Source organism: Paracoccus ferrooxidans (genome assembly GCF_029909815.1).
Lineage (GTDB): Bacteria > Pseudomonadota > Alphaproteobacteria > Rhodobacterales > Rhodobacteraceae > Paracoccus > Paracoccus versutus.
On record NZ_CP038198.1, the window covers coordinates 1,863,366 to 1,889,176 of the forward strand.

Sequence of the window (25,811 nt, forward strand, 5' to 3'; positions counted from 1 at the left end):
TGCGCGGGACGTTCCGCCCACTTGCCGGCACCATTCGCCTTGCCCTATCACTTGGGCCGGAAAAACGGCGACGGGCGCGCATTTTCGGTTGCGCCGGATGTATGCCCCGGCCGGCCCACTGTCAACGCTTGCGCCCGTTCACCTATGCGTGGACGCGCCGTCCCATGAAGGGGAAACCTATGCTGAAACCGCTTCTTGCCGTCTCCGTGCTGCTTTCGGGGACCGTCTCGGCCCTGCCCGTGCTGGCGCAGGATGCCGATACGGTCGTCGCCACCGTCAATGGCGAGGCGATCACGCTGGGCCAGATGGTCGCCATGCGGCAGGGGCTGGACGCGCAGGCGACCCAGGGCCTGCCGGATACGGCGCTGTGGGACCTGATGCTGGACCAGATGATCCGCCAGACCGCCGTGGCCCAGGCGGCCGAGCCGCTGAGCAAGCGCGACACCGTGGCGCTGGAGATCGAGAAGCGCGCCTATCTGGCCGGCTCGGTGCTGGAAAAGGTGGCTTCGGCCGAGCCGGACGAGGCCGAGCTGAAAGCCGCCTATGACCAGGCCTTCGGCGGCCAGGGCGAGCCGGCCATCGAATACAATGCCGCCCATATCCTGGTGAAGACCAAGGAGGAGGCCGAGGCCATCGCCAAGCAACTGGCCGAAGGCGCCGATTTCGGCGCTTTGGCCGCGGAGAAATCGACCGACAATTCCGGCCCGAACAAGGGCGACCTGGGCTGGTTCCAGCCCGAGCAGATGGTCGAGCCCTTTGCCGAGGCGGTGAAGGCACTGGAAAAGGGCCAGGTTTCCCAGCCGGTCGAGACCCAGTTCGGCTGGCATGTCATCAAGCTGAACGACACCCGCGAGGTGACACCCCCCGCCTTCGAAGAGGTCAAGGAACAGCTGGCCGTGCAGGTGCGCCGCGACAAGGTGCAGGCCGAGATCGAAAAGCGCGTGGCCGAGGCCAAGGTCGAAAAGACCGAGGGGCTTGCCCCCGACCTGCTGAACAAGACCGACATCCTGGGAGAGTGAGCCGATGGCCAAGACCGACGACAAGAAGTCCAGGCTTTCCGATGCCGAAAAGCTGAAGACGCTGAAGAAGAAGCTGAAAAAGCTGAAGGCGGCGCTGAAGGAAACCGCCGCCGGCCTCGAGGCGCGGGCGGAGGCGGTGGTCGAGGCCGCGGTGAAGCCGAAAAATCCGGTCTCGCCGCTGGCGCCGGCGCGCTTTCCCGACCTGCCGGTGATCGAAGGGGCCGAGTTCGCCTCGGGCGCGGCCGGGGTGAAATACCAGGGCCGCACCGATGTGATGCTGGTCAGGCTGGCGCCGGGCACCGCCATCGCCGGGGCCTTCACCAAGTCCTCGACCCGCGCGGCCAGCGTGCTGGACTGCCAGGCCAAGCTGGCGCTGAAGCAGGACACCGGCGCCGGCGCGGCGATCATCGTGAACTCGGGCAATGCCAATGCCTTCACCGGCAGGAACGGGCAAGAGGCGGTGGATGCCGTCACCGGCGGCGTCGCCAAGGCGCTGGGCGTGCCGCGCGAGCGGGTATTCTCGTCCTCCACCGGGGTGATCGGCGAGCCGCTGCCGGCCGAGCGCATCACCGCGGTGATCGGCGATCTGGCCGCCAACCTGGATGCGGCCGGCGCGGCCGGCGCGGCGCGGGCGATCATGACCACCGACACCTTCCCCAAAGGCGCGGCGGCCAGTTTCGAGGGCGATGGCGGCACCATCAACATCGTCGGCATCGCGAAGGGTTCGGGCATGATCGCGCCCGACATGGCGACGATGCTGGTCTATGTCTTTACCGATGCGCAGATCGCGCCCGCCCTGCTGCAGCGCATGCTGTCGGCGCGGCTGGACCAGACCTTCAACGCCATCACCGTGGACAGCGACACCTCGACCTCGGATGCGCTGATCCTGGCGGCGACCGGCAAGTCCAAAGCGGCGCCGATCACCGACCTGCGCTCGGGCCCGGCGCGGGCCTTCGGTAGGGCGCTGGAGCAGGTGATGCTGGACCTGGCGCAGCAGGTGGTCAAGGACGGCGAGGGGGCGACGAAATTCGTCGAGGTGCAGGTGACGGGCGCCGCCAGCGATGCCGATGCGCATCGCGTGGCCATGGCCATCGCCAATTCGCCGCTGGTCAAGACCGCCATCGCCGGCGAGGATGCGAACTGGGGCCGCGTGGTCATGGCCGTCGGCAAGTCCGGGGCCGAGGCCGACCGCGACCGGCTGACCATCCGCTTCGGCGACTTGGTGCTGGCCGAGAACGGCTGGCGCGCACCGGCTTATGACGAGGGGCAGGCCAGCGCCTACATGAAGCGCGACCACCTGGTCATCGGCGTCGACCTGGGGCTGGGCAAGGGCCGGCGCACGGTCTGGACCTGCGACCTGACGCATCGCTACATCGACATCAACGCCGATTACCGCTCATGAAGACGGTGCTTGTCGCGGCCGTCGCGCTGATCGACGCGGACGGCCGCGTGCTGCTGGCACAGCGCCCCGAGGGCAAGTCCCTCGCGGGCCTGTGGGAGTTTCCGGGCGGCAAGGTCGAGCCGGGCGAGACCCCCGAGGCCGCGCTGATCCGCGAGCTGCACGAGGAGCTGGGGATCGAAACCTGGCGCTCGTGCCTGGCGCCGCTGACCTTTGCCAGCCATGCCTATGAGGACTTCCATCTGCTGATGCCGCTGTTCGCCTGCCGGCGCTGGCAGGGCGTGCCGGTGCCGCAGGAGGGGCAGAAGCTGGCTTGGGCCCGTGCCGCCGAATTGAGCAAATACCCCATGCCGCCGGCGGACTTGCCGCTGATTCCCATCCTGCGCGACTGGATATGAGACATATCGGTCACGCCGGTCCCGGCTTTATCGTCCATCTGCCTGACTCTGCGACATTCCCAGTTAACATTTGACGATTTTGCGACAATCCTGAAATCCTGTAGAGGAGGAGATCGGACATGATTCGCACGATCACGATCGGCAGTTGCATTTCGGTCCAGGGGATCTTTGAAAGGCAGCAGGCGAACGGGAATATCGTGGTCCGAGTAGGCAGCAAGACCTATGAGGGCAAGCCCGTCCTAGCCTGAAGCAAAAGCCAACGTGCCCAGATCGTTGAACGGGGCCCTTCGCGGGGCCCCGTTCTTCTTTTCGCTTGCCCTGTTGCCGGCCTCCGGCGGGGGTATTTGGACAACGGAGAAAGCCGGGGCGCGCCAGGCGGCGGCGCCGCCATGCCGGCAGGGGCGGGCGGAGGCTCCTGCCGGGATCCGGGTATGAAAAAGGGCGGACCCGCAGGCCCGCCCCTTCTGTTCCTATCCGCGGGGATCACAGCTGGCGCTGCACTTCCTCGCGCTCGAAGATCTCGATGACGTCGCCCTTGCGGATATCGTCGTAGTTTTCGAAGGCCATGCCGCATTCCTGGCCGGACTGCACTTCCTTGACCTCGTCCTTGAAGCGCTTGAGCGTCTTCAGCGTGCCTTCATGGATCACCACGTTGTCGCGCAGCAGGCGCACGCCGGCGGAACGCCGCGCCACGCCCTCGGTCACCAGGCAGCCGGCGACATTGCCGACGCCCGAGACGCGGAAGACTTCCTTGATCTCGGCATAGCCGATGAAGTTCTCGCGCACCTCGGCCGAGAGCAGGCCCGAGGCCGCCGCCTTGATGTCGTCCACCAGGTCGTAGATGATCGAGTAATAGCGGATCTCGACCCCCTTCTGGTTGGCGGCGTTCCGCGCCGGGGCATTGGCCCGGACGTTGAAGCCGATGACCGGCGCCTGGCTGGCCTCGGCCAGGCCGACATCCGATTCGGTGATCGCGCCGACGCCGTAATGCAGCACGCGGACGCGCACCTCGTCGTTGCCGATCTTTTCCAGCGCCTGGACGATGGCTTCGGCCGAGCCCTGCACGTCGGCCTTGATGACCACCGGCAGTTCGGCGACGTTCTCGTCCGCCTTGGCCTTGGCCAGCATCTGGTCCAGCGTGATCGCGGCACCGGCGGCGGCGCGCTTGTCCTTGGCGGCCTGGATGCGGTAATCCGCGATCTCGCGCGCCTGGGCCTCGGTCTCGACCACGTTCAGCACGTCGCCGGCCTCGGGGGTGCCGTTCAGGCCCAGCACCTCGACCGGGACCGAGGGGCCGGCGGTGTCGATGCGGTCGCCCTTGTCGTTGATCAGCGCGCGGACCTTGCCCCACTGTTCGCCGACGACGAAGATGTCGCCGCGCTTCAGCGTGCCGTTCTGCACCAGCACGGTCGCGACCGGGCCGCGGCCCACGTCCAGCTTGGCCTCGATCACCGCGCCCTGGGCCGGGCGCTCGGGATTGGCCTTCAGCTCCAGGATCTCGGCCTGCAGCGCGATGGCCTCCAGCAGCTCATCGAGCCCCTTGCCGGTCTTGGCCGAGACTTCGACGTCCTGCACCTCGCCCGACATGGCCTCGACGACCACCTCGTGCTGCAGCAGGTCGGTGCGCACCTTCTGCGGGTTCGCATCCGGCTTGTCGACCTTGTTGATCGCCACGATCATCGGCACGCCCGCGGCCTTGGCGTGGTTGATCGCCTCGACCGTCTGCGGCATCACCGCGTCATCGGCGGCGACCACCAGCACGACGATGTCCGTCACCTGCGCGCCGCGGGCCCGCATCGAGGTGAAGGCCGCGTGGCCGGGCGTGTCGAGGAAGGTCAGCAGCGCCCCGTTCGACGCCTTCACCTGATAGGCGCCGATATGCTGGGTGATGCCGCCCGCTTCGCCCGAGACGACATTGGCATGGCGGATCGCGTCCAGGAGCGAGGTCTTGCCGTGGTCCACGTGGCCCATGATGGTGATGATCGGCGCGCGCGGCTTCAGATCCTCGGGCTTGTCCTCGACCTGGTCGATGACCTGTTCCACGTCGGCATCCGAGACCCGGACGGCGCGGTGGCCGAATTCGTCGATCACCAGCTCGGCGGTATCGGCATCGACCGCCTGGTTGGCGGTGACCATCATGCCCATGCGCATCAGCGACTTGATGACGTCCGGCGTGCGCTCGGCCATGCGGTTCGCCAGCTCGGACACCAGGATGGTTTCCGGCAGCTGCACGTCGCGCACCTGCTTTTCGGCGCGCTGGTTGCCGCCCATGGCTTTCTGCCGGGCCTTTTCCTGCTTGCGCTTCATCGCGGCCAGGCTGCGCTGGCGCCCGCCCTCGCCGTCCAGGGCCTGGGACAGCGACAGCTTGCCGGTGCGGCGGCTGTCGTCGCGGCCCTTGTTGCGGCTGTCGCGGTCGTCGGCCGGGCTGCGGGTATCGCGGTCGCGGTCGGTCTTGCGCGGGCCGGCGGCGCTGACGCCCTTGGTCTCGGCGCGCACGGCGGCGGCCTCGGCGGCGGCGCGGTCGGCGGGGGTTGCCGGGCGCGCTTCCGTCTTGGGCTTGGCGATCTCGGCCTTCTTCTTCTCGCGCAGCTCGGCTTCGCGGGCGCGGCGCGCGTCCTCTTCGGCCTTCAGCCGCAGGGCTTCCTCGCGCTCGCGTTCCTCGCGCTCCTTGGCTTCCAGTTCAAGGCGGCGGCGTTCGCGTTCTTCCTCGCGGGCCTTTTCCTCGGCGACGCGCTGCGCGGCTTCCTCGACCTCGCGGGCCTTGGCGGCCTTCAGCGCGGCCAGGCGCCGCTCCATCTCGGCATCCGAGATGCCGGCGGGACGTTTCGACGGGTCGCCCGACACGGCCGAGGGCGAGCCCGAGCGCCCACCGCCGGCCGCCGCGCCGGTCTTGCCGGGCACGACCACGCGCTTGCGCTTGGTCTCGACGACCACGTTATGGGTCCGGCCGTGGCTGAAGCTTTGCTTCACATGGCCCGAACGGCCGCCACCAAGACCCAGGGGTTTCTTTCCGTCAGTATCGCTCATCCGATCTTCATTCCTTCCCGGCGGGCGCACCGCCGTCATGCCCGCGCAGACCCGTCAGTCTGCTCGCGTCCCTGATCAACTGGTCGGTCAGGCCCCCCGGCGCAAGCGCGCTGTGTATGACATGATCGCGCCCAAAGGACAAACCCAATTCTGATGCGGTCAGGCAGCCGAACCACCGGCCCCCCGGAGGGGTCCAGAGCTTGCCCTTGCCGCGTTCCGACCCGTCGCTGGCCTGCAAGAGCACCCTGGCCTTGCCGGCCGCCAGCCAGTCCTTGACCTTTTCGAAGCCGGCCACCGCCAGCCCCGCCTTGCGCGCAAGCGACAGCGTGTCCGTCACCCGCCGCGCCAGCCCGGATTCGATGATCGCCAGCAGCTCGGGCGGGGCGGTCACCCGCGCCTTGGCGCCTCGCGAAAACAAGCCCTTGGCGGCGGCCTTGTCCAAAGCCTGCCGGTCGGCCACGACCCAGAAGCCGCGTCCGGGCAGTTTCTCGGCCAGATCCGGCACCACCTGGCCATCGGGGCCCGCGACAAAGCGGATAAGCCCAGCCTTGGGCTGGACTTCGCCCGTGACGATGCAGCGCCGTTCGGGCGTCTCGCGGTCCTTGATACGGCCCCCGCGTGTCATCCGGTTTCCGGGGCGTTACACCCCGGCCTCCTGTTCGTCGCCCTCGGCCTCGGTTTCCTCGGCCGATTCGAACTCGGTCGGATCGACCCAGCCCAGCATCACGCGGGCGGTCATCACCATGGTCTGCGCCTCTTCCAGGCTGATGCCGAAGGGCTCCAGGATGCCGTCGTCCTTGACACGCTGGCCGTTCTGCGTGGTCCAGCCGCCGGCCAGTTCCCAGTCGGCGCAGGTGGCGAAATCCTCCAGCGTCTTGACGCCGTCCTTGGCCAGGGCCTCGACCATCTGCGGGGTCAGCCCCTCGAACTCGATCAGGCTGTCCTCGACGCCAAGGGCGCGGGCGTTTTCCAGCGCGGCCTTGTTCGCGGCCTCCAGATGCTCGCGGGCGCGGGTCTGCAATTCCTCGGCAGTGCCTTCGTCCACGCCCTCGATCGACAGCAACTCGTCCAGGTCGACATAGGCCACCTCTTCGAGGTTGGTGAAGCCCTCGGCGACCAGAAGCTGGGCAAAGAACTCGTCCAGGTCCAGCGTGTCCATGAACAGCTTGGTGCGGGCGTTGAACTCGGCCTGCCGGCGCTTGGATTCCTCTTCCTCGGTCAGGATGTCGATGTCGAGGCCGGTCAGCTGGCTTGCCAGCCGCACGTTCTGGCCGCGGCGGCCGATGGCGAGGCTCAGCTGCTCGTCCGGGACCACCACCTCGATGCGGGTCGCGTCCTCGTCGAAGACGACCTTCGCCACCTCGGCCGGTTGCAGCGCGTTGACCAGGAAAGTCGCCTGGTCCTCGGACCACGGGATGATGTCGATCTTCTCGCCCTGGAGCTCGCCCACCACGGCCTGCACGCGACTGCCGCGCATGCCGACGCAGGCGCCGACCGGGTCGATCGAGTTGTCATAGGAGATCACCGCGATCTTGGCGCGCGAGCCGGGATCGCGGGCCACGGCCTTGATCTCGATCACGCCGTCATAGATTTCCGGCACTTCCATCTTGAACAGCTCGGCCATGAATTGCGGATCGGTGCGCGACAGGAAGATCTGCGGGCCGCGGGCCTCGCGGCGCACGTCCTTGACATAGGCGCGGATGCGGTCGTTCGGGCGATAGCTTTCGCGGCCGATCTTTTCGTTGCGGCGCAGGATGGCCTCGCCCCGGCCGACATCGACGATGATGTTGCCGTATTCCTCGCGCTTGACGACGCCGTTGATGATGGTGCCGGCGCGGTCCTTGAACTCTTCGTATTGGCGGTCGCGCTCGGCCTCGCGGACCTTTTGCAGGATGACCTGCTTGGCCGATTGCGCGGCGATGCGGCCCAGGTCGACCGGCGGCACCTGCTCTTCGAACACGTCGCCGGGCTGCGGCTTGCCCGAGAAATCGGTCAGCCGCTGGCCGTCGCGCAGCCAATGGGCGCGGCCGTCCTTAGACGGTTCGAAATAGGCGCGGGCCTGGTCGGCGGTGAACTGGGCCTGATAGTTCTCGACCGCGTCATCCTCGACCACGGTGCGGGCGCGGGTGAAGGTGGCATTGCCGGTCTTGCGGTCGATATGGACGCGGATGTCCATTTCCGAGCCGTAGCGCGACTTCGCCGCGCGGGCCAGGCTGTCCTCCATCGCCTCGATCACCAGATCGGGGTCGATCATCTTTTCCCGTGCAACGGCCTCGGCGGTTTGCAGCAGTTCAAGCTGGTTGGCAGAGGTGATGGCCATTCCTCACTCCTTCGCGGCGGCGTTGTCTTCGCCGGCTTCCGTTTCGATCTCGTCAAAGGCGGTCTCGTCCAGATTGTCGATCTGCACGCCCGCGTCCTTTTTCTGCCGCAGCATCTCGGCGATCAGCTCGTCGGTCAGAACCAGCTTCGCATCGGAAAGCCAGTCGAAGTTCAGCCCGATGGTCTGGGTCTCTCCGCCTTCCTCGATGTTCAGCAGCACCTCGTCGCCGCCTTCGCCCTTTTCGACCCCCGCCAGCACGCCCTTGAAGCGCTTGCGGCCGTCGATGGGCTGGTTCGTCTCCAGCCGCGCCTCGTAGCCCTCGAAGGTCTCGAAATCCTTCAGCCGGGTCAGGGGCCGGTCGATGCCGGGGCTCGAGACCTCCAGGTGATAGGCATCCTCCAGCGGATCCTCGACATCCAGAACCGCGCTGACGGCGGTGGATATGTCGGCGCAGTCGTCGACGTTGATGCCGCCCTCGGGCCGGTCGGCCATGATCTGAAGCGTGGCGGTCTTGCCGCCTTGCAGGCGGATGCGCACCAGTTCGAAACCCAGATCCTCGATGACCGGGGCGATGATCTCGGCCAGACGCCGGTCGATGGCGGTCTTGGCGATGAGGTCGCTCATGCTGATCCCCCAAATACAAAAAACGGGCCTTGGCGGCCCGTGCGTCTTACCGGTGGGCAGGTTGTGGACGCCTGCGCCGCTGTTGAGCCGCATATAGGGCCCCGCGCCAGGGATTGCAAGGAAAACCGGCGCGGCACCTGCCGCCTGCCTCGCAGGGGCCGCAAGCCGGCCGCCGCGTGCCCTTTCGCCAAGAGGTCAGGCCCGCCTTGCCACATCCCGGAAACTGTCCATGACCCGCACCAGCTCGGCGGCGATTCGCGGCTCGCTCAGCGCATGGCCCGAGGCGGGGACCAGCCGCAGATCCGCCCTGTTCCAGCCCTGGGCCAGTTCCCAGGCGGTCGCCGGCGGGCAGACCATGTCGTAGCGGCCCTGCACGATCACGGCGGGGATATGCTCGATGCGGTGGCGATCGCGCAAAAGCTGGCCCTCGGCCAGGAAGCAGTCATGGGCGAAATAGTGATTCTCCAGCCGGGCGAAGGTGCGGGCATAGTCGGGGGGCGCATGGCCCGGCCCGTTGATCTCCAGGCCCGCCAGGGCGTTTTCCCACACCAGCCAGGGCAGGGCGAAGCGCGTCTCCTGCCCGCGGTCGCCGCTGAACAGGCGCCGGTGATAGGCGGCGATCATGTCGCCGCGCTCGGCCTCGGGGATCGGGGCCTGGAACTCGGCCCAGCGGTCGGGGAAAAAGCGCGCGACGCCGCCGCCATAGAACCAGTCCAGCTCGGCCCGCCGGCCCAGGAAGACGCCGCGCAGCACCAGCGCCTCGACCGGCTCGGGATGGGCCTGGGCATAGGCCAGCGCCAGGGTCGCGCCCCAGCTGCCGCCGAACAGGATCGCCCGCTCGATCCCCAGGCTGCGGCGGATCACCTCGATGTCGGCGATCAGGTGCTGCGTGGTGTTGGCAAGGACCGCGGCATGGGGCTGAGAGCGGCCGCAGCCGCGCTGGTCGAACAGCACGGCCCGGTAATGGGCGGGGTCGAAGAAGCGCCGCATGTAGGGGCTGCAGCCGCCGCCCGGCCCGCCATGCAGCACGATCACCGGCACGCCCTCGGGATTGCCGCTCTGCTCGACATGCAGCCGGTGCCCGTCGCCGACCTCGATCACCCGGCGGTCGAAGGGCTCGACTATCGGATGCAGCCTGCCATGCGACGCCGTGCCGCCGATTTGCCCTGCCAATCTGTCCATGGCACCACTATATAACGCGTCGCGCGCGCCCGCCACATGAAGGACGGCCAGATGACCGAAAGACCAACCCCCAGCAGCCCGGCCCCCAGCAGCATCGACCCGGCCGAGGTCGCCAAGTTCCAGGCCATGGCGCGGGAATGGTGGGATCCCAACGGCAAGTTTAAGCCGCTGCACATGCTGAACCCGACGCGGCTGGACTATGTCACCGCGCAGATCGCCGGGCAGTTCGGCCGCGACCTTGCCGCGCCCGCGCCCTTCCAGGGGCTGAGCCTGCTCGACATCGGCTGCGGCGGCGGGCTGATGGCCGAGCCGATGGCCCGGCTGGGCGCGGCCGTCACCGGCGCCGACGCGGCCGAGGGCAATATCGCCATCGCCGGCCTGCATGCCGAGGAACAGGGCCTCGCCATCGACTACCGCGCCACCACGGCCGAGGCGCTGGCGGCCGAGGGCCTCCGCTTCGACGTGGTCATGGCGCTGGAGATCGTCGAGCATGTCGCCGACCCCGCGCAGTTCGTCGCCACCTGCCGCGAGCTGGTGGCGCCGGGCGGCATGCTGATCCAATCCACGCTGAACCGCACCGCCCGCAGCTTCGGCGCCGCCATCGTCGGGGCGGAATGGATCATGCGCTGGCTGCCCAAGGGCACGCATGACTGGCGCCGCTTCATCACCCCCGACGAGCTGGCGCGGATGACCGAGGCGGCGGGGCTGCGGGTGGTGGACCGCTGCGGCATGGTCTTCAACCCGCTGGGCTGGAGCTGGTCGCTGTCGCATCGGGACCTGTCGGTGAACTATGCGATGACCGCCCTGCGCGACGCCTGACTTCTTCGTTCCGCAAATACCCGACGGCAGCGGCGCGGCGGGGCGGGGCGAGCCCGCGCCGGCCTTCACCGTTCCGAAAATACTCATGCGACCGGGCGACCGGCGGGGTCAGCGCCCGCCGCGCGTTTCGTGACGCAACGTCTCTTCCAGCTGCTTGCGCAGCATGCGCAGGACCGGCAGCGCCGCGCGCACCCGGTCGGCGCCGACATCGCGCACCACGTCGGCGATTCGCGGCATGAAGGCGGCCAGCGCCGCGTCCCGCGCCGCCCGGCCGGCCGGGCTGATGGCGATGAACTTGCGCCGCGCGTCGTCCCAGTCCGGGCGGATATGGATATGCCCCGCCCATTCCAGCCGCGACAGCGTGTTGGTCATGGCGCCGCGGGTGACGTGGAACGCCTCGGCCAGTTCGGCCGGCGTGCGCTCGACATTCAGGTGCGCCAGCAGGTTCAGCACCGAGAAATGCGAGATCTGCATGCCCTTGGGCAGCGCCTTGCCGATCAGGTCGCGCGCCAGCTGGTCGGCGATGAACACCTCGGAAAACAGGCTGGCAGCCAGGGCGTCGGCCGAGGCTTCGGCATGTCCGTGCGGGCTGTCTTGCGTCTTGTGGATCATGGGCCCGCGAAGTTCCGGTCATGCGTCAGGGATGGGATGCGGGACCGTGCCCCGAGAACCGCCGCCGGGTCAAGCGTCACGAAGGTCACGCCGGGCTCGGTGCCGCCATCGGCCAGCACCTCTCCCCAGGGTCCGACGGCCAGGGAATGCCCGTGGCTGCGGCGCGGCCGGCGGTCCGGCTCGGCATGGCTGGCATGGGTGCCGCATTGCGCGGGCGCCAGCACGAAGCAGCCGGTCTCGATGGCGCGGGCGCGCAGAAGCACCTCCCAATGCGCGGCGCCGGTGGTGTCGTTGAAGGCGGCGGGCACGGTCAGCACCTCGGCCCCCGCCTGGGCCAGCGCGCGGTAAAGCGCGGGAAAGCGCAGGTCGTAGCAGACGGTCATGCCGACGGGCAGGGGTCCCTGGGCCAGCACCGCCCGCCCGCCCGGCCGGAAGGCCGCCGATTCGCGATAGGATTCGCTTTCGGACACGGTCACGTCGAACATGTGCAGCTTGTCATAGCGCGCCCGGATGCTGCCGTCCGGCGCGATCAGGAAGCTGCGATTGGCAAAGCGGCTCTCACCCGGATCGCCGGTCTTCAGCGACAGCGAACCGATCAGCAGCCAGATGCCCAGCTCGCGCGCATCCTCGCGCAGCGCGGCCAGGGTCTGGTCCTCGGCCTCGGTGCGCAGGACATGCTCCTGCCGCTCGCGGCTGGCGCCCAGCAGGTTGGTCGCCTCGGGCGTCAGCACCCAGCCGGCCCCGCCCTGCGCCGCCTCGCGCACCAGCGCCCGCGTGACCGGCAGGTTGCGCTCGGGATCGTCCGAGACGCTCAGCTGCACCAGCCCCGCGGTCAGCGCCTCGCTCATGCCGTCAGGCCCAGCAGGGCGTCCAGCTTGCCCTGGCGGTCCAGCGCATGCAGGTCGTCGCAGCCGCCGACATGGCGGCCGTCGATGAAGATCTGCGGCACGGTCCGGCGGCCGCCGGCGCGCTGGGTCATTGCCGCGCGCAGCTGCGGATCGCGGCTGACATCGGTGTCGTGATAGGCGATGCCCTTCTTGCGCAGCAGCGATTTCGCGGCGATGCAATAGGGGCAGGTGGGGGTGGTATACAGTTCGACCTTGGGCATATGCGCGTCCCGGATTGATGTTCGCCCCCATATCTAGGCATCCTTGACCGCCCGCGCCAGAACCACGACCGAGATCGGCCCCGCGCCCGCCGCCGCCAGCGCCTGAGCCGAGGCCGCCAGCGTCGCCCCCGAGGCCATCACGTCGTCGACCAGCAGCACCGCGCGGCCCCGCAGCCGCGGGACCATGCGCGCGGGCACGCCGATCGCCCCGTCCACATTCGCGAAACGGTCGCCGACGCTGCCATGGTCCTGCATCAGCGTATGCCGCAGCCGCCGCAGGGCGCCGGGCAGATGCGCCAGCCCATGCGCGCGGGCGACATGCTGCGACAGCATCTCGGCCTGGTTGTATTTGCGCTTCAGCAGCCGGCGCAGATGCACCGGCACCGGCACCACCACCGCGTCCGGCCGCAGCAGCGGCAGCGCCGCCCGCGCCACCCAGCCGCCAAGCGCGGGCGCCAGGTCCAGCCGGTCGCCATGCTTCAGCATCAGCGCCAGCCTGCGCCCGCTGCCGCGATAGACCAGCGCCGCGCGGCCCTGCTGCCAGGGCCGCTGCAGCCCCAGGCAATCGTCGCAGACCAGCAGCCCCGCCGCCGCATCCCCGGCGTCGCCGGCCCCGTCGCCCGGCAGCGGCGTGCCGCAGCGCGCGCAGCAGGTGCCGGTGATGAAATCGGCCTCGCGCCAGCAGGCGGGGCACAGCCCGCCCTCGTCGGCGACGGGCGCGCCGCAGCACAGGCATTGCGGCGGATAGACCAGCCGCAATGCGCCTTTCATCAAGCCGCGAAGCCCCCTATGTTCAGCCCCCATGATGCCCGATCCCACCTCTTCCGTTCCCGGCCTGACCGACCGCCGCGCGCTGGACCGCAACCGCGCCCGCGCCCTGCGCCTGGGGCCGGTCGATTTCCTGCATCGAATCGTCGCCGACGAGATCGAGGATAGGCTGGCAGAGGTTAACAGACGGTTTAGCGCCGTCGCCGTCGTCACCGGCCGGCCGCAGCTCTGGCGCGACGCCATGCCCGGCGCCACGGTCGTCGCCGATACGCCCGCGCTGGCGCTGGAGCCCGGCGCGCATGACCTGGTGATCCATGCCATGGCGCTGCACTGGGCCGAGGATCCGGTGGGCCAGATCGCCCAGGCGGCGCGCGCGCTGCGTCCCGACGGGCTGTTCATCGCCGCCTGTCCCGGCGGGCGCACCCTGCACGAGCTGCGCGACGCCCTGACCCGCGCCGAGGCCGAGGTGACGGGCGGCCTGTCGCCCCGCGTCCTGCCCATGGGCGAGATCCGCGACCTGGGCGGGCTGCTGCCGCGCGCGGGCCTGGCACTGCCGGTCGCCGACCAGATCACCCAGATCGCCAGCTATCGCAGCCTGTTCCACCTGGGCCGCGACCTGCGCGCCATGGGCGAGGGCAACGCGCTGGCCCAGCGGCTGCGGCGCCCGACGCGACGAGATGTCCTGTTGCGCGCCGCCGCGCTTTATGCCGAAAACCATCCCGACCCGCAGGACGGGACGCGCATCCGGGCCACCTTCGATCTGGTTTTCCTGACCGGATGGGCGCCCGATGCCAGTCAGCAGAAACCGCTTCGGCCCGGCTCGGCCCGGATGTCGCTTGCCGAAGCTCTTGCCAGCACGAGAAAGTCCGAATGACCTTTACCGAGTATGCTCCAGCCGATCATCCGAACATCCCAGCCCGCAAGATCGGCGTGCTGGTCGCCAACCTGGGCACGCCCGATTCGCCCGACTACTGGCCGATGCGGCGCTACCTGAACGAGTTCCTGTCGGACAAGCGGGTGATCGACTATCCCGCCTGGAAGTGGCAGCCGCTGCTGCAGACCGTCATCCTGTCCAAGCGGCCCTTTACCTCGGGCGCGAACTACCGGCTGATCTGGAACAACGAGGCGGACGAAAGCCCGCTGATGACCATCACCAAGCAGCAGGTGGCGGCGCTGCGCGAACGGGCGGCGGCGCTGTGGGGCGACCGGGTCATGGTCGATTTCTGCATGCGCTACGGCAATCCCTCGACCGCGGACGTGGTGGACCGGATGGTCAAGGCGGGCTGCGACCGCATCCTGTTCTTCCCGCTTTATCCGCAATATGCCGGGGCGACCACGGCGACGGCGAACGACCAGTTCTTCCGCGCGCTGATGACGCAGAAATGGCAGCCGGCCTCGCGCACCGTGCCGCCCTATTTCGACCGGCCCGACTATATCGAGGCGCTGGCCGCCTCGGTCGAGCGCGCCCTGGGCGGCCGCCAGCCCCGCAAGCTGGTCGCCAGCTACCACGGCATGCCCAAGCGCTATCTGATGGAGGGCGACCCCTATCATTGCCAATGCCAGAAGACCTCGCGCCTGCTCCGGGAACGGCTGGGCTGGGACGAGGGCGTGATCGACACCACCTTCCAGTCGGTCTTCGGGACCGAGGAATGGCTGCGCCCCTATACGGTCGAGCATGTGGCCGAACTGGCGCAGCAGGGCATCACCGAGATCGCGGTGATCTCGCCCGCCTTCTCGGCCGATTGCATCGAGACGCTGGAAGAGATCCAGGGCGAGATCCGCGAGGCGTTCGAACATGCCGGCGGCAAGGAGTTCACCTATATCCCCTGCCTGAACGCCGAGCCCGCGCATATCGACGTGCTGGCGGCGGTCATCGACGAGAACCTGGCGGGCTGGGTCTGACGGCCCGAGCGGCCGCCATGCCCGTCATGCGGGACGCAGCCGCTGCTGGCGCCGATCACGGGGCGGGCCGCCACGGCCCGTCATTCTACGGGGGTTGTTCCAACGGCGCCCGCTTCCTAGATTGGTGGCGCGAGCAGCGACAATCCCCGCTGCCTATGGAGACTGGATGTCAGAGCTTGTGTGACAAGGCTCTCTGAATCTCGGAGAGCCGCGTGAATTCAAAGCCGCCGGGCGCATGTGCGCTCGGGGTGTCTTTCACGTCCGTCATGCGAGACTTCCATGAACATTTCACGAAATGAACAACGTGCGCTGCACGTCCTGGCCTTGGGTGGCCGCATCCTGCACGAGCGCGGCGACAGCGCCAGGATCACCTCCGTGACATGCGTCACGCGCGAGGGGATGATCCTTGCCGGCTTCGATCTGGCCGTCTTCAGCCGGTTGCGGCGGAAACGGCTGATCGAATCGCGGTCAGGCAGCCCGTATCGGATATCGAAGCGTGGCCGCTTGTCGGTGCGCGCGCAACTCGACAATCAGGGGGCCTGACATGCTGATCCGCGATGAAACCACCGGCGACATTCCGGCGATCGGCCGGCTTGTCACCGAAGCCTTGCTGATGCTGGCGCAATCCACCGGAACCGAGGCCGGCATCGCCGAGGCGCTGCGGGCGCAGGGCGCGCTTGCCCTTTCTCTTGTGGCCGAGGACGAGGGTGCGGTGGTCGGCTACCTGGCCGCCTCGGCGGCACGGATCGGGACGCAGGACGGCTGGGGCCTGATCGGCCCGCTTGCCGTCTTGCCCTCAAGGCACGGCCAGGGGATCGGCACGGCCCTGATGGCAGAGGCCCTCCGCCGATTGCGAGCGACCGGCCGCGGCGCGGCGCTGGTGGGCGACCCGGCCTATTATGGCCGGTTCGGTTTCCGTGCCTTCCCCAGCCTGCGCGTAGCGGGCTGCCCGCCCGAGGTGGTCCTGGCCCTGCCTTTCGACGGCACCGCGCCTTGCGGAGAGCTGATCCATCATCCGGCATTCGGCCTCGGCCCGCAGGAGTGACCAGGGGGACGGGCTGCATCCTCCGATGGTGCAGCCCGACCCTTTTCCGATCCAAAGGGTCGAAACGAAAAAGGGGCCTCGCGGCCCCTTGCTGTCACCTCTGTCCCGGCCGGGTCAGATCGACGGCATCTCGCCTCGCGGAGAGCCGATCCACCATCCGCCATTCGACCTGGGTGCGCAGGAGTGACCGGGGGACGGGTTGCTTCCTGCGGCGGTGCAGCCAGACCCTTCGCCGATCCAGGCGGTCGAAACGAAAAGGGGGCCTCGCGACCCCTTTGCGGTCGCTCTTGTCGTGGCCGGGTCAGATCGACTGCATCTCGCCTCGCGGAGAGCCGATCCATCATCCGGCATTTGGCTTGGACCCGCAGGAGTGACCAGGGGGTCGGGCTGCATCCTCCGATGGTGCAGCCCGACCCTTTTCCGATCCAAAGGGTCGAAACGAAAAAGGGGCCTCGCGGCCCCCTTGCTGTCGTTCCTGTTCGGCCGGGTCAGATCAGCAGAACCTGGGTGCCGATCTTGGTCAGGTCGTAGAGCTGCTTGATATGCTCGTTGTAAAGGCCGATGCAGCCGTTCGAGGACTTGCGGCCGATCTTGCGCGTGTCATGCGTGCCATGGATGCGGTAATACTGCCAGCTCAGCCACAGCGCATGGGTGCCCAGCGGGTTGTCCGGCCCCGGCGGCACGAAATCCGGCCATTCGGGGTTGCGCTTCTTCATCTCGGGGGTGGGCGCCCAGCTGGGGCCCTCGACCTTCTTGATGATCTCGGTGCGGCCGGTGCGGGTCAGGTCGGCGCTGACCGGGACCGAGGTCGGGAACAGCTTGTAGACCGACTGGTCCTCGGACCAGTAATGCAGCGCGCGCGAGGTCAGGTCGACCAGGATCGCGCCATTGGTCAGGCTGCTGAAATAGGGCTGCCAGTCCTGCATGCGGAAGCTGGAGATGTTGCGGCGCGAATCCTGCGCGGCGTCGTATTGCACCATGCCCGCATCCGGGGTGGCGCCGCCCGCCGTGCCCTGCAGGGGCTGGCCGGTATAGGGGTCGAAGGATTGCGCAATAGCCGGGCCCGCCAGCCCTGCCGCGCCCATCGCCACCGAGGCGGTCAGAAATTTCCGGCGCGAGACCGGTTTCTTCGGCGTGATCATGTGTCGCTCCTGATATGTGACGGACCGCTTCCTGCGGCCTTCTCTGCCCGAATGTGCGAAAGAGGTCTTGCTGGAACGGGGATTTACGCCCGCCGTGGGCGCCTTGCAATTCAAACAAGCGTCATTGTCGCAACACAGTCGCAGCCTGTTGCGCTCACGCAATCTTGGGTTTGAAGCGGCGGTTGCGCTTTTGTATGGCTGGCGCAAACATCCTTGGGGACAGGACATCATGCTGAAACTTTCCACCCTGGCGCTTGTGTCGGTGCTGGCGCTCGCGGCCTGCCAGCAGCCTCAGCCGCAACTGGGCCCCGACGGGCAGCCGCTGCCGACGGCCTATCGCATCACCCCGCGCGAAGAGGCGCAGATCCCCGGCCGCGTCCTGGGCCAGATCAACGCGCTGCGCGCCAATGTCGCGGCCCCCGCCATGATGCAGAGCCCCGCGCTGGATGCGGCCGCCAAGGTCCATGCCCGCGACATGGCGGCGCAGAACCGGGCCTGGCATTTCGGCTCGGACGGCTCTTCGCCGCTCGAGCGGGTGCGGCGCCAGGGCTACATGGGCCATCTGGTCGGCGAGAACATCTCCGAGACCTACGAGAACGAGATCACCACCCTGAACGCCTGGATGCAGACCCGCGACACCCGCGACGTGATCATGGACCCGCGCGCCACGGAATTCGGCATCGGCTGGTATCAGGAGCCTTCGGGCAAGATCTGGTGGGTGCTGATCACCGGCGGCGCGGCCGGCGCGCCGGTGGCCATGGCCGGCGGCTTTGCCCCCGGCGCCGGCATCTGACCGCGCGGCGCGGCCCTCTGCGGGCCGCGTCATGTCCGCCCGGCCTGCGCGGCGCCCGGTCAGGGCCATTGCCGCCCCGCGCCCCGTCGGCGGCGCATGCCGGTTCGCGAAGAGGCCGAAGCAAGGATGCGGCATTCGGTGCCGGGTTCCAGCTTCCCGCCCGGCCTGCAAGCGGCATCCGGTCAGGACCGCTGCCGCCCCGCGCCCCGTCGGCGGCGCATGCCGGTTCGCGAAGAGAGCCGGAGCAAGGATGCGGCATTCGGTGCCGGGTTCCGCCTTCCCGCCCGGCCTGCAAGCGGCGCCCGGTCAGGGCCATTGCCGCGCCGCGCCCCGTCGGCGGCGCATGCCGGTTCACGAAGAGGGCCGGAGCATGATGCGGCATCCGGTGCCGGGTTCCAGCTTCCCGCCCGGCCTGCAAGCGGCGTCCGGTCAGGGCCATTGCCGCGCCGCGCCCCGTCGGTGGCGCATGCCGGTTCACGAAGAGAGCCGAAGCAAGGATGCGGCATTCGGTGCCAGGTGCCGTCATGTCCGGCCGGCCGAGGCTGGCCGGAAAATGCCGTCGTGGGACCGATCCTGCAGGGCGCAGCACGTTGGCCGCTTCGGTCCGCCGGACCCCGCGCCCCGGATCGTTATTTGAAGGTGATCTCGTATTCGCCTGCCTCGAAGGTCAGCATTTCGACGTATTTCATCTCGTCGGTGTCCTCGAAGACATAGACATAGACGGTGTCGTTCAGAAGCGTGGCGCGGCAGAAGACCTCCTTGGCCGTCACGCGGGCGGGACAGGTCTCGAGGTCGATATGGTTCACCGAAGGCTCGAATGCTTCATAGCCGAAATCCTGGGCCTGGGCGCCGGCGTCGGCGAAGGTGGCGGCCAGAAGGGCGGGGGCAAGTAGCGATCTCATGGATGATCTCCGCGAATAGGTGAAGAAGCGACTGATAATACCCAAGTGATTCAGTCAATTTTTTACCTACAGGCAGGCATCGCCCTTGTGCAACTCGTTATTTTGCCGCGAAGCCTCGGTTCAACCGACCCGCCCGCCCGGCCGGATCGCTCTGCCGGTGCAGGCGGCGCGAAGACCACGGGCGTTGTTCATGGCCGATGCGTCAGCCGCGCCGGCCGGGGCTTGCCGCCTTCCCGGCCTTCGGACATGGCAAGGCCCCGCGCTGATGCGCGGGGCCTGTCTCGTCCTCGGGCGGCGTCAGGGATAGATGAAGATCGGCACGCCCGGCCGCAGCATGGTGAAGATCTCCTCGATCTCCTGGTCGGTGACGGCGATGCAGCCGGCGGTCCAGTCCGGCCGGTTCAGCGCCCGCCCTTCGGGGCCGAGGCCGTGGATGAAGATGTCGCCGCCCGGCCGCTGGCCGCGCGCCGCCGCATTGGCCACGTCCTGCGCCGAAGGATAGGAGATGCCGACCGACAGGTGGTAACGGCTGCGCGGGTTGAAGCGGTCGATGAAATACAGGCCCTCGGGCGTGCGGCCGTCGCCTTCGAATTGCTTGTGGCCAAACGGCTGGTTGCCCAGGTCGATCTTGTAGCTTTTGACGACCTCCTTGCCGCTGACCAGATACATCTTGCGATCGGCCTTCTTGACCACGATCTGCGTGATCGGCGGCCCCTGATAGGTCTTGCTGGGTTGCAGGCTGTCGCCCCCGCCGCAGCTTGCCAAAACGGCTACTGCGACAACCGCGAAAAATGCGCGTATTGCCCGAATCATCACTGCCCTCTGTGTGCGCTATGCGCTTCGTTTTGTTATGAAATACCACAGAGATTAAAATTTCGCTAGCGTCGGCGAAACTCCGCCACGGTCTCGACATGCGGCGACCAGCGGAATTGGTCGACCATGAACAGCCGGCACAACCCATAGCCTCCCTCGGCGAGAATCCGCGCATCCCTTGCGAAAGTGACGGGGTCGCAGCTGACCCAGGCGAGCCGCGGCACCTGCGCGCGGGCGATCTCGCGCGCCTGCGCCTCGGCCCCGGCGCGGGGCGGATCGATCACGATTGCGTCATAGGCCAGCTCGTCGGGCATCAGCGGGCGGCGCGCCAGGTCGCGAATCTCGGTCGTGATTCGGCGCAGGCCCGGTGCCTGCCGGGCCGCGGCATCCAGCGCCTGCAACGGCGCGGCCAGCCCCTCGACGGCATGGACCTCGGCCGTCTCGGCCAGGGGCAGCGAGAAGGTGCCGCAGCCCGCGAACAGGTCCAGCACCCGCCCGGCGTTCCCCACCATGCCGCGCACGGCAGCCAGCAGCGCGGCCTCGCCCTCGGCGGTGGCTTGCAGGAAAGCGCCCGGCGGCGGCACCACCCGCGCCCGGCCCATGGCCAGCGCCGGCGGGCGGCGGGTGATCGCCTGCCCGTCCCAGCCGAGCCGTGCCAGGTCGCCCTGGTCGGCCAGCGCCGCGAGGGCCTGGAACAGCGCCGGCTCCATCGGCTTGCCGCCGGAGACGGCCAGGTCCAGCCCCGCCGGAGTCTCGGTCACGGTCAGCGACAGCTCGGCCGAACGCGAGGCGCCGGCCGTCACCAGCTGCCGCAGCAGCGGCAGCGCGGACTGGATCGCCGGCCGCAGCACATGGCAATCGGCGATGTCCACGATCACGTCCGAGGCGCGGGCGTGAAAGCCCACGAGCGCGCCCTTCTTCGTGCGCCGCCCCGACAGCACCGCCCGCCGGCGCGAGCGCGGCGGCGAGACATGCACCCCCGCGACCGGCGCCGAAAGCCCCTGCGCCCGCAACGCCTCGGCCACCACGCCGACCTTCCATGCCTTCACGAAATCGTCCGAGCCATGCATCAGCGAACAGCCGCCGCAGGCGCGGTAATGCTGGCAGGGCGGCCGCACCCGCTCGGCCGAAGGCGTGACGATGCGCGGTGCGGCGATGCGGCCGGCCTCGGCCTCGCCCTCGATCTGTTCGCCGGGCAGCACCAGTGCGGCCAGCGCGCGCTGATCGCCGCTGATGGCGACGCCGTCGCCCTTGCGGCCCAGCCGCTCGACGGTCCAGAGCGTCACTCGGCGGCCTCCGCCGCATCGTCCTCGGTGCCCAGGAAGCCGCCCGACTGGCGGTTCCAGTAGCGCGCATAGGTGCCGTCCAGCGCCAGCAGCTCGGCATGAGCGTCCTGTTCGACGATGCGCCCGGCCTCCAGCACGACGATGCGGTCCAGCTCGGCGATGGTCGAGAGCCGGTGGGCGATGGCCAGCACCGTCTTGCCCCGCATGGCGCGGTGCAGCGCGTCTTGGACCTGCGCCTCGACCTCGCTGTCCAGCGCGCTGGTCGCCTCGTCCAGGACCAGGATCGGCGCGTCCTTCAGCAGCGCGCGGGCCAATGCGATGCGCTGGCGCTGGCCGCCAGACAGCTTGACGCCGCGTTCGCCCAGATGCGCGTCATAGCCGGTGCGGCCCATGTGGTCGCGCAGCTTCAGGATGAACTCATGCGCCTCGGCGGCCGTGGCGGCGGCGACGATTTCCTCCTCGGTCGCATCGGGGCGGCCATACAGGATGTTCTCGCGCGCCGAGCGGTTGAACATCGCGGTTTCCTGCGTGACCATGGCGATGTTGCGGCGCAGGCTTTCCTGCGTCACCGCGCGCACGTCGTGGCCGTCCACCCGCACCGCGCCGCTTTCCACGTCGTAGAGCCGCAAAAGCAGCGAGACCATGGTCGATTTCCCCGCCCCCGAGGCGCCGACGATGCCCAGCTTTTCGCCGGGCGCGACATGCAGGTCCAGGTCGCTGATGCCGCCTTCACCGCGGCCATAGGCGAAATCCACATGGTCGAAGTCGATCCGCCCCGCGACCCGGCCCAGGCCGATGGCGTCGGGCGCATCGGTCAGGGCATGGGGCGGGGCCAGGGTCTTCATGCCGTCCTCGACCTCGCCGATGCTGCCCCAGACCCCCATCAGCGCCATGCTGACCCAGCCGGTCATCTGCGCCAGCCGCATGGCGATGGCGCCGGCGGCGGCGATGTCGCCCGCCGTGGCCATGCCCTGTCGCCACAACAGGATGGTGCCGCCGACCAGGATCACCGGCAGCGCGCCGGCGATGGTCATCAGCGACAGGCGAAACCAGGTGCTGACCCGGCCGAAGTCCAGCGCGCGTTCGCGGAAACCGGCCATGGCGCCAAGCGCGGCGCGGTCCTCGTGCTCGGCATGGGCGAAAAGCTTGACGGTCTTGATGTTGGTGATCGTGTCCACGACCTGCCCCGTGACCATCGCCCGCGCCGAGGCCCGGCTGGCCGAGCGCGTGCGGATGCGCGGCAGGAAGAAGCGGATCAGCAGCACGTATGAGCCCAGCCAGACCATCAGCGCCAGCGCGCCCCAGCCATCGACCGAGACCAGGAAGGCGGCAGAGCCGATCACCGATGCCAGCGCAAAGGCCACCACGTTGACGAATTCGGTCGCCACGTCGGTCACGGCGCGGGCGGTCTGCATCTGCTTTTGCGCGATGCGGCCGGCAAAGTCGTTGTCAAAGAAGGTCACCGCATGGCCCATGGTCCAGCGATGCAGCCGCGACAGCACCAGCGGCAGGATGTTCGGCCCGATGATGACGCTGGAGCTGGCGGTGGAAAGCCCGAAGATCGCCGGGCGGATCAGCAGGAAGAAGGCGGCAAAGCCCAGGATCAGCCCGCCCTGGTCCGCCCAGATCCGATCCGCGGGGGTCGAGACCACCGCATCCACCACCCAGCCCAGCAGCACGGCCGAGACCACGTCGGCGATGCCCCCCAGCGCCGAGGCCACCGCCGCCAGCGTCAGCCCCGGCCAGGCGCCCGACAGGCACCAGCGGAAGAACGCCAGCAGGCTGCGCGGCGGCGGACCCTCGGCCGGGCGGAAGGCGTCGATCATGCGGGCGAAGAAATCATGCATCAGGCGCGGGCCTCTTGTTGCAGGGCGATCCGCAGCAGCGCCTCGGGCGGCAGGGTGAAATCGCTTTCGACAAAGGCGTCCTCGGCCCGGCGCAGCGCCTCGCCCAGGGCGGGGCCGGACAGTTCGGGCATCAGGTCGCGGGCGGTCAGCGGGAATTTCGCCGCGGCGCCGCGCGCCAGTTCGTGGCACCAGCCAAAGGCCGGCCGGTCGCCGCGGGCGGCACGGATCAGCACCGATTGCGCGGCGTTCGCGCGGCCCAGGCGATAGGCGGCGGCCGGCGCGGGCATGGCCAGCGCCTGCGCGATCCGGTCCTGGGTGCGGGCCTCGTCCCGCGACAGGCGCAGCGCCCCGGCCGGGTTCGGCGCGCCCAAGAGCGCCAGCCGGCGCGGCCAGCAGGGCAGGGCGCCAGTGCCGTATTCCCGCTCGACCTCGACCAGGTCGGGCAGGTCGCTGGCATCCGCACCGGGCAGGACCAGCGGCAGCACGCCCGCCTCGGCCATCAGCGCCATGGCGGGGGAAGGGTCGGGGGCGTCGAGCAGCTTGCGCATCTCGTGGCCGATGCGTTCCTTCGAGATGCCGGCAAGCCCCTGGCGCAATTCGCTGCAGGCGGCCAGCGCGTGCAGGTCGGCCTCGCGCCCATACCAGGCCAGCAGGCGAAAGAAGCGCAGGATGCGCAGATAGTCCTCGGCGATGCGCGCGCGCGGGTCGCCGACGAAGCGCAGCCGGCGCGCCGCCAGGTCGGGCAGGCCGCCCACCGGGTCCAGCACCTCGCCCGAGGCGGTGGCGTAAAGCGCGTTCATGGTGAAGTCGCGGCGCTGCGCGTCATCCTCGATGCGGTCGGAATAGGCCACGACCGCGCGGCGGCCATCCGTTTCCACGTCGCGGCGGAAACTGGTGACTTCGAAGCCGCGGCCATCGGCGATGACGGTGACGGTGCCATGCTCGATGCCGGTGGGCACGCTGCGCAAGCCGGCCGCCTCGGCCAGCCGCACGGTCTCCTCGGGCCGGGCCGAGGTCGAGATGTCCACATCCGCCACCGGCTCGCCCAGAAGCGCGTTTCGGACCGCGCCGCCGACGATCAGCGCCTGCGCGCCCTGGGCCGCCAGCGCGGCCAGCACCTGCCCCAGGGCCGGGTCGTCGAGGAAGGGCGCGGTCAGCCGGGTCATCGGGCAATCCTTGTCGCAAGGGAATGCAGAACGCGGGCGGTGGCGCCCCAGATATAATAGGGCCCCCAGGGGGCGACGTAATAGTCGCGCCGCGCCCCGCGCCAGATCCGGCCCTCGACATGGTAGTTCGCCGGGTCGGATACATGGGCGAAGGGGACGGTGAACACCTCCTCGACCTCGCCCATCTCGGGGACGGGGGCGAAGGGACCGTGGACCAGCGCCAGCACCGGGGTCATGGCAAAGCCGGTGATGGTGCGATGCGCCGGCATGGTGCCCAGCACCTCGACGCGGGCGGGGTCGAGGCCCACCTCCTCATGCGCCTCGCGCAGGGCGGCGGCGATCTCGTCGGCATCGCCGGGATCGACCTTGCCGCCGGGCAGGGCGATCTGGCCGGGATGGTGGCGCAGACTGCTGGCGCGCTTGGTCAGGATCAGCCGCCCGTCCACCGCGTCGAAGGCGGCCAGCACGCCGGCCGGGCGCAGCGCCACCTCGCCCGGCGGGGCGCCGCCGAAGTCGAAATCCGACGAGGGCCCCGTCGTTCCCGACAGGGCCCGCGTCAATGTCTCGCGGATCGTTCCCATCAAAGCGCGGCCCGGCTTTCCCCGGCCCCGCCCTTGGGCAGGGGATTGCCCTCGGCGTCGATCACCGCCTCGAAGCCCAGGCTTTTCGGGTCGAATTCGTAATGCGCGCCGCAGAACTGGCAATCGGCGGTGACGATGCCGTCGTCATTGGTCATGTGGCCGATGTCCTTGGCCGAATAGATCGACAGCGTGCTGCGCACCCGCTCGGCATTGCAGGAGCAGCCGAAGACCAGCGGCTGCGCGGCGAAGGCGGTCGGCTCTTCCTCGTGGAACAGGCGGAAGACCAGGTTCGGCAGCGGCAGGGCCGGGTCGACCAGCTCCATCGCCTCGACCGTGGCCATCAGCGTGGTGGCGCGGTTCCAGTCCTCGGATTGCGCGCCCTGCAGGATGTCGGCGGATTGCAGGTCGCCCTCGGGCCCGGCATGGCTGCCGGCCGGCAGGGTCTGCAGCATGATGCCGCCGGCGCGCCAATGGTCCTGGTGCTGGCCGGGCAGGCGCGCGCGGCCCACCGTCAGCTCGAACCGGGTCGGCAGCTGCTCGGACTGTTCGAAATAGGTCTGGGCGCAGCTGGCAAGCGAGCCGCCGGCCAGCGGGGTCAGGCCCTGGTAGGGGGTCGTGCCCTCGCCCTGGTCGATCAGCACCGCGAAATAGCCCTGGCCCAGCTGGTCGAAGCCGGGCAGGCCGTCTTGCAGGCGCTCGGCGTCGAAGCTGGCCCAGGCGCGCATGCGGGCGGGGGCGCCCTCGGTCTCGGGGGCGTAGTAGTCGGTGGCGATGGTGCGGATGGCACCGTGGCCGCGCACCTGCAGCGACAGCTTCCAGCGCAGCTTGATGGTCTGGCCGATCAGCGCGGCCAGGGTGGTGAGTTCCGCCACCATGGCGCTGACCGGGACCGGGTAGTCGTGGCGCGACAGGATGTGTTCGAGCAGGGGCCCGAGGCGCGCGACGCGGCCGCGCATGTCCGAGCGCTCCAGCTGGAAGGGCAGCATGCTGTCGTCCCAGGAAATTTCCTTCGTTTCGGTCATCACAAGTCCTTCGGAATAGGGATGCGCGGGGGCCGG

At 69.1% G+C, this 25,811-nt stretch carries 27 protein-coding genes; 10 read left to right on the forward strand and 17 right to left on the reverse strand.

Annotated elements, in window-relative coordinates; translation table 11 throughout:
• Window positions 1-179 precede the first annotated feature (179 nt).
• The 4 genes from E3U26_RS09340 (at window position 180) to E3U26_RS09355 (ending at window position 3,064) form a co-directional block, all read left to right on the forward strand.
• Window positions 180-1,019 carry a peptidylprolyl isomerase gene (locus E3U26_RS09340; protein WP_116223121.1) on the forward strand — a complete coding sequence of 280 codons (840 nt, stop codon included), beginning with the start codon at window positions 180-182 and terminating at the stop codon, window positions 1,017-1,019.
• 4 nt (window positions 1,020-1,023) lie between these two features.
• Window positions 1,024-2,421: a bifunctional glutamate N-acetyltransferase/amino-acid acetyltransferase ArgJ gene (gene argJ / locus E3U26_RS09345; protein WP_214273379.1), complete on the forward strand. Its 1,398-nt coding sequence runs from the start codon at window positions 1,024-1,026 to the stop codon at window positions 2,419-2,421.
• A complete protein-coding gene (locus tag E3U26_RS09350; protein WP_036758203.1) occupies window positions 2,418-2,816 on the forward strand; it encodes a (deoxy)nucleoside triphosphate pyrophosphohydrolase in 399 nt (132 codons plus the stop codon). Before argJ ends, E3U26_RS09350 begins: the two co-directional genes overlap by 4 nt.
• A 119-nt stretch (window positions 2,817-2,935) precedes the next feature.
• Window positions 2,936-3,064, forward strand: a complete 129-nt coding sequence (locus E3U26_RS09355; RefSeq protein ID WP_036758202.1) for a hypothetical protein — start codon at window positions 2,936-2,938, stop codon at window positions 3,062-3,064.
• 235 nt (window positions 3,065-3,299) lie between these two features.
• On the opposite strand, the gene infB is transcribed toward E3U26_RS09355, so the two are convergent.
• The 5 genes from infB to pip all read right to left on the reverse strand — a co-directional run bounded on the left by infB (window position 3,300) and on the right by pip (window position 9,969).
• Window positions 3,300-5,843 (reverse strand): translation initiation factor IF-2, encoded by a 2,544-nt coding sequence (gene infB / locus E3U26_RS09360; RefSeq protein ID WP_072463859.1) that lies wholly within the window; start codon window positions 5,841-5,843, stop codon window positions 3,300-3,302.
• A 7-nt stretch (window positions 5,844-5,850) separates the two neighbouring features.
• Window positions 5,851-6,468 carry an RNA-binding protein gene (locus E3U26_RS09365; RefSeq protein ID WP_243784763.1) on the reverse strand — a complete coding sequence of 206 codons (618 nt, stop codon included), beginning with the start codon at window positions 6,466-6,468 and terminating at the stop codon, window positions 5,851-5,853.
• Window positions 6,469-6,483: 15 nt separating this feature from the next.
• Window positions 6,484-8,163, reverse strand: coding sequence for a transcription termination factor NusA (nusA, locus tag E3U26_RS09370; protein ID WP_036758199.1), 1,680 nt, complete (start codon window positions 8,161-8,163; stop codon window positions 6,484-6,486).
• 3 nt (window positions 8,164-8,166) lie between these two features.
• Window positions 8,167-8,787 (reverse strand): ribosome maturation factor RimP, encoded by a 621-nt coding sequence (gene rimP, locus E3U26_RS09375; RefSeq protein WP_243784764.1) that lies wholly within the window; start codon window positions 8,785-8,787, stop codon window positions 8,167-8,169.
• 195 nt (window positions 8,788-8,982) lie between these two features.
• The gene (pip, locus tag E3U26_RS09380) at window positions 8,983-9,969 is read right to left on the reverse strand and encodes an alpha/beta hydrolase family protein (RefSeq protein ID WP_499104756.1); all 987 of its coding nucleotides are present in this window, start codon (window positions 9,967-9,969) and stop codon (window positions 8,983-8,985) included.
• 51 nt (window positions 9,970-10,020) lie between these two features.
• Here pip and ubiG point away from each other — a divergent pair, with 51 nt between their 5' ends.
• Window positions 10,021-10,788: a bifunctional 2-polyprenyl-6-hydroxyphenol methylase/3-demethylubiquinol 3-O-methyltransferase UbiG gene (gene ubiG, locus E3U26_RS09385; RefSeq protein ID WP_243784766.1), complete on the forward strand. Its 768-nt coding sequence runs from the start codon at window positions 10,021-10,023 to the stop codon at window positions 10,786-10,788.
• Window positions 10,789-10,896: 108 nt separating this feature from the next.
• On the opposite strand, the gene E3U26_RS09390 is transcribed toward ubiG, so the two are convergent.
• From E3U26_RS09390 to E3U26_RS09405, 4 genes are read right to left on the reverse strand one after another with little or no spacing between them, the layout of a single operon-like run.
• Window positions 10,897-11,400 (reverse strand): MarR family winged helix-turn-helix transcriptional regulator, encoded by a 504-nt coding sequence (locus tag E3U26_RS09390; protein ID WP_052096129.1) that lies wholly within the window; start codon window positions 11,398-11,400, stop codon window positions 10,897-10,899.
• Entirely contained in the window at window positions 11,397-12,248 is an 852-nt protein-coding gene (locus E3U26_RS09395; RefSeq protein ID WP_243784767.1) for a carbon-nitrogen hydrolase family protein, read from the reverse strand. The genes E3U26_RS09390 and E3U26_RS09395 overlap by 4 nt, the downstream gene beginning before the upstream one ends.
• Entirely contained in the window at window positions 12,245-12,508 is a 264-nt protein-coding gene (gene grxC / locus E3U26_RS09400) for a glutaredoxin 3 (RefSeq protein WP_036758195.1), read from the reverse strand. Before grxC ends, E3U26_RS09395 begins: the two co-directional genes overlap by 4 nt.
• Before the next feature lie 33 nt (window positions 12,509-12,541).
• The gene (locus E3U26_RS09405; RefSeq protein ID WP_499104758.1) at window positions 12,542-13,279 is read right to left on the reverse strand and encodes a double zinc ribbon domain-containing protein; all 738 of its coding nucleotides are present in this window, start codon (window positions 13,277-13,279) and stop codon (window positions 12,542-12,544) included.
• 31 nt (window positions 13,280-13,310) lie between these two features.
• On the opposite strand from E3U26_RS09405, the gene E3U26_RS09410 reads away from it, so the two are divergent.
• From E3U26_RS09410 to E3U26_RS09425, 4 genes are all read left to right on the forward strand, one after another.
• Window positions 13,311-14,150: a methyltransferase domain-containing protein gene (locus E3U26_RS09410; protein WP_243784770.1), complete on the forward strand. Its 840-nt coding sequence runs from the start codon at window positions 13,311-13,313 to the stop codon at window positions 14,148-14,150.
• Window positions 14,147-15,178, forward strand: a complete 1,032-nt coding sequence (gene hemH, locus E3U26_RS09415; protein WP_243784771.1) for a ferrochelatase — start codon at window positions 14,147-14,149, stop codon at window positions 15,176-15,178. The genes E3U26_RS09410 and hemH overlap by 4 nt, the downstream gene beginning before the upstream one ends.
• Before the next feature lie 279 nt (window positions 15,179-15,457).
• Complete coding sequence (locus E3U26_RS09420; RefSeq protein WP_036758189.1) at window positions 15,458-15,721, forward strand: YjhX family toxin; 264 nt, start codon at window positions 15,458-15,460, stop codon at window positions 15,719-15,721.
• A gap of 1 nt (window position 15,722) precedes the next feature.
• Window positions 15,723-16,223 carry a GNAT family N-acetyltransferase gene (locus E3U26_RS09425; protein WP_243784772.1) on the forward strand — a complete coding sequence of 167 codons (501 nt, stop codon included), beginning with the start codon at window positions 15,723-15,725 and terminating at the stop codon, window positions 16,221-16,223.
• 488 nt (window positions 16,224-16,711) lie between these two features.
• Here the strand turns inward: E3U26_RS09425 and E3U26_RS09430 are convergent, their stop codons facing one another.
• Window positions 16,712-17,365 (reverse strand): L,D-transpeptidase, encoded by a 654-nt coding sequence (locus tag E3U26_RS09430; protein WP_499104759.1) that lies wholly within the window; start codon window positions 17,363-17,365, stop codon window positions 16,712-16,714.
• A 229-nt stretch (window positions 17,366-17,594) separates the two neighbouring features.
• On the opposite strand from E3U26_RS09430, the gene dalA reads away from it, so the two are divergent.
• On the forward strand, window positions 17,595-18,158 hold the full coding sequence (gene dalA / locus E3U26_RS09435; protein ID WP_036758184.1) for a divisome-associated lipoprotein DalA: 564 nt from the start codon (window positions 17,595-17,597) through the stop codon (window positions 18,156-18,158).
• Window positions 18,159-18,787: 629 nt separating this feature from the next.
• Here dalA and E3U26_RS09440 read toward each other — a convergent pair.
• The 7 genes from E3U26_RS09440 to hslO form a co-directional block, all read right to left on the reverse strand.
• Window positions 18,788-19,060 carry a hypothetical protein gene (locus E3U26_RS09440; RefSeq protein ID WP_243784773.1) on the reverse strand — a complete coding sequence of 91 codons (273 nt, stop codon included), beginning with the start codon at window positions 19,058-19,060 and terminating at the stop codon, window positions 18,788-18,790.
• 297 nt (window positions 19,061-19,357) lie between these two features.
• Window positions 19,358-19,873: a L,D-transpeptidase family protein gene (locus E3U26_RS09445; protein ID WP_036758180.1), complete on the reverse strand. Its 516-nt coding sequence runs from the start codon at window positions 19,871-19,873 to the stop codon at window positions 19,358-19,360.
• Window positions 19,874-19,938: 65 nt separating this feature from the next.
• The gene (locus E3U26_RS09450; RefSeq protein ID WP_499104760.1) at window positions 19,939-21,159 is read right to left on the reverse strand and encodes a class I SAM-dependent RNA methyltransferase; all 1,221 of its coding nucleotides are present in this window, start codon (window positions 21,157-21,159) and stop codon (window positions 19,939-19,941) included.
• Window positions 21,156-23,006 carry an ABC transporter ATP-binding protein gene (locus E3U26_RS09455; RefSeq protein WP_243784775.1) on the reverse strand — a complete coding sequence of 617 codons (1,851 nt, stop codon included), beginning with the start codon at window positions 23,004-23,006 and terminating at the stop codon, window positions 21,156-21,158. The genes E3U26_RS09450 and E3U26_RS09455 overlap by 4 nt, the downstream gene beginning before the upstream one ends.
• The gene (locus E3U26_RS09460; RefSeq protein WP_243784776.1) at window positions 23,006-24,172 is read right to left on the reverse strand and encodes a CCA tRNA nucleotidyltransferase; all 1,167 of its coding nucleotides are present in this window, start codon (window positions 24,170-24,172) and stop codon (window positions 23,006-23,008) included. Before E3U26_RS09460 ends, E3U26_RS09455 begins: the two co-directional genes overlap by 1 nt.
• Window positions 24,169-24,753, reverse strand: coding sequence for an NUDIX hydrolase (locus E3U26_RS09465; protein WP_036758173.1), 585 nt, complete (start codon window positions 24,751-24,753; stop codon window positions 24,169-24,171). Before E3U26_RS09465 ends, E3U26_RS09460 begins: the two co-directional genes overlap by 4 nt.
• Entirely contained in the window at window positions 24,753-25,775 is a 1,023-nt protein-coding gene (gene hslO / locus E3U26_RS09470; protein ID WP_243784777.1) for an Hsp33 family molecular chaperone HslO, read from the reverse strand. Before hslO ends, E3U26_RS09465 begins: the two co-directional genes overlap by 1 nt.
• Between the last annotated feature and the right edge of the window lie 36 nt (window positions 25,776-25,811).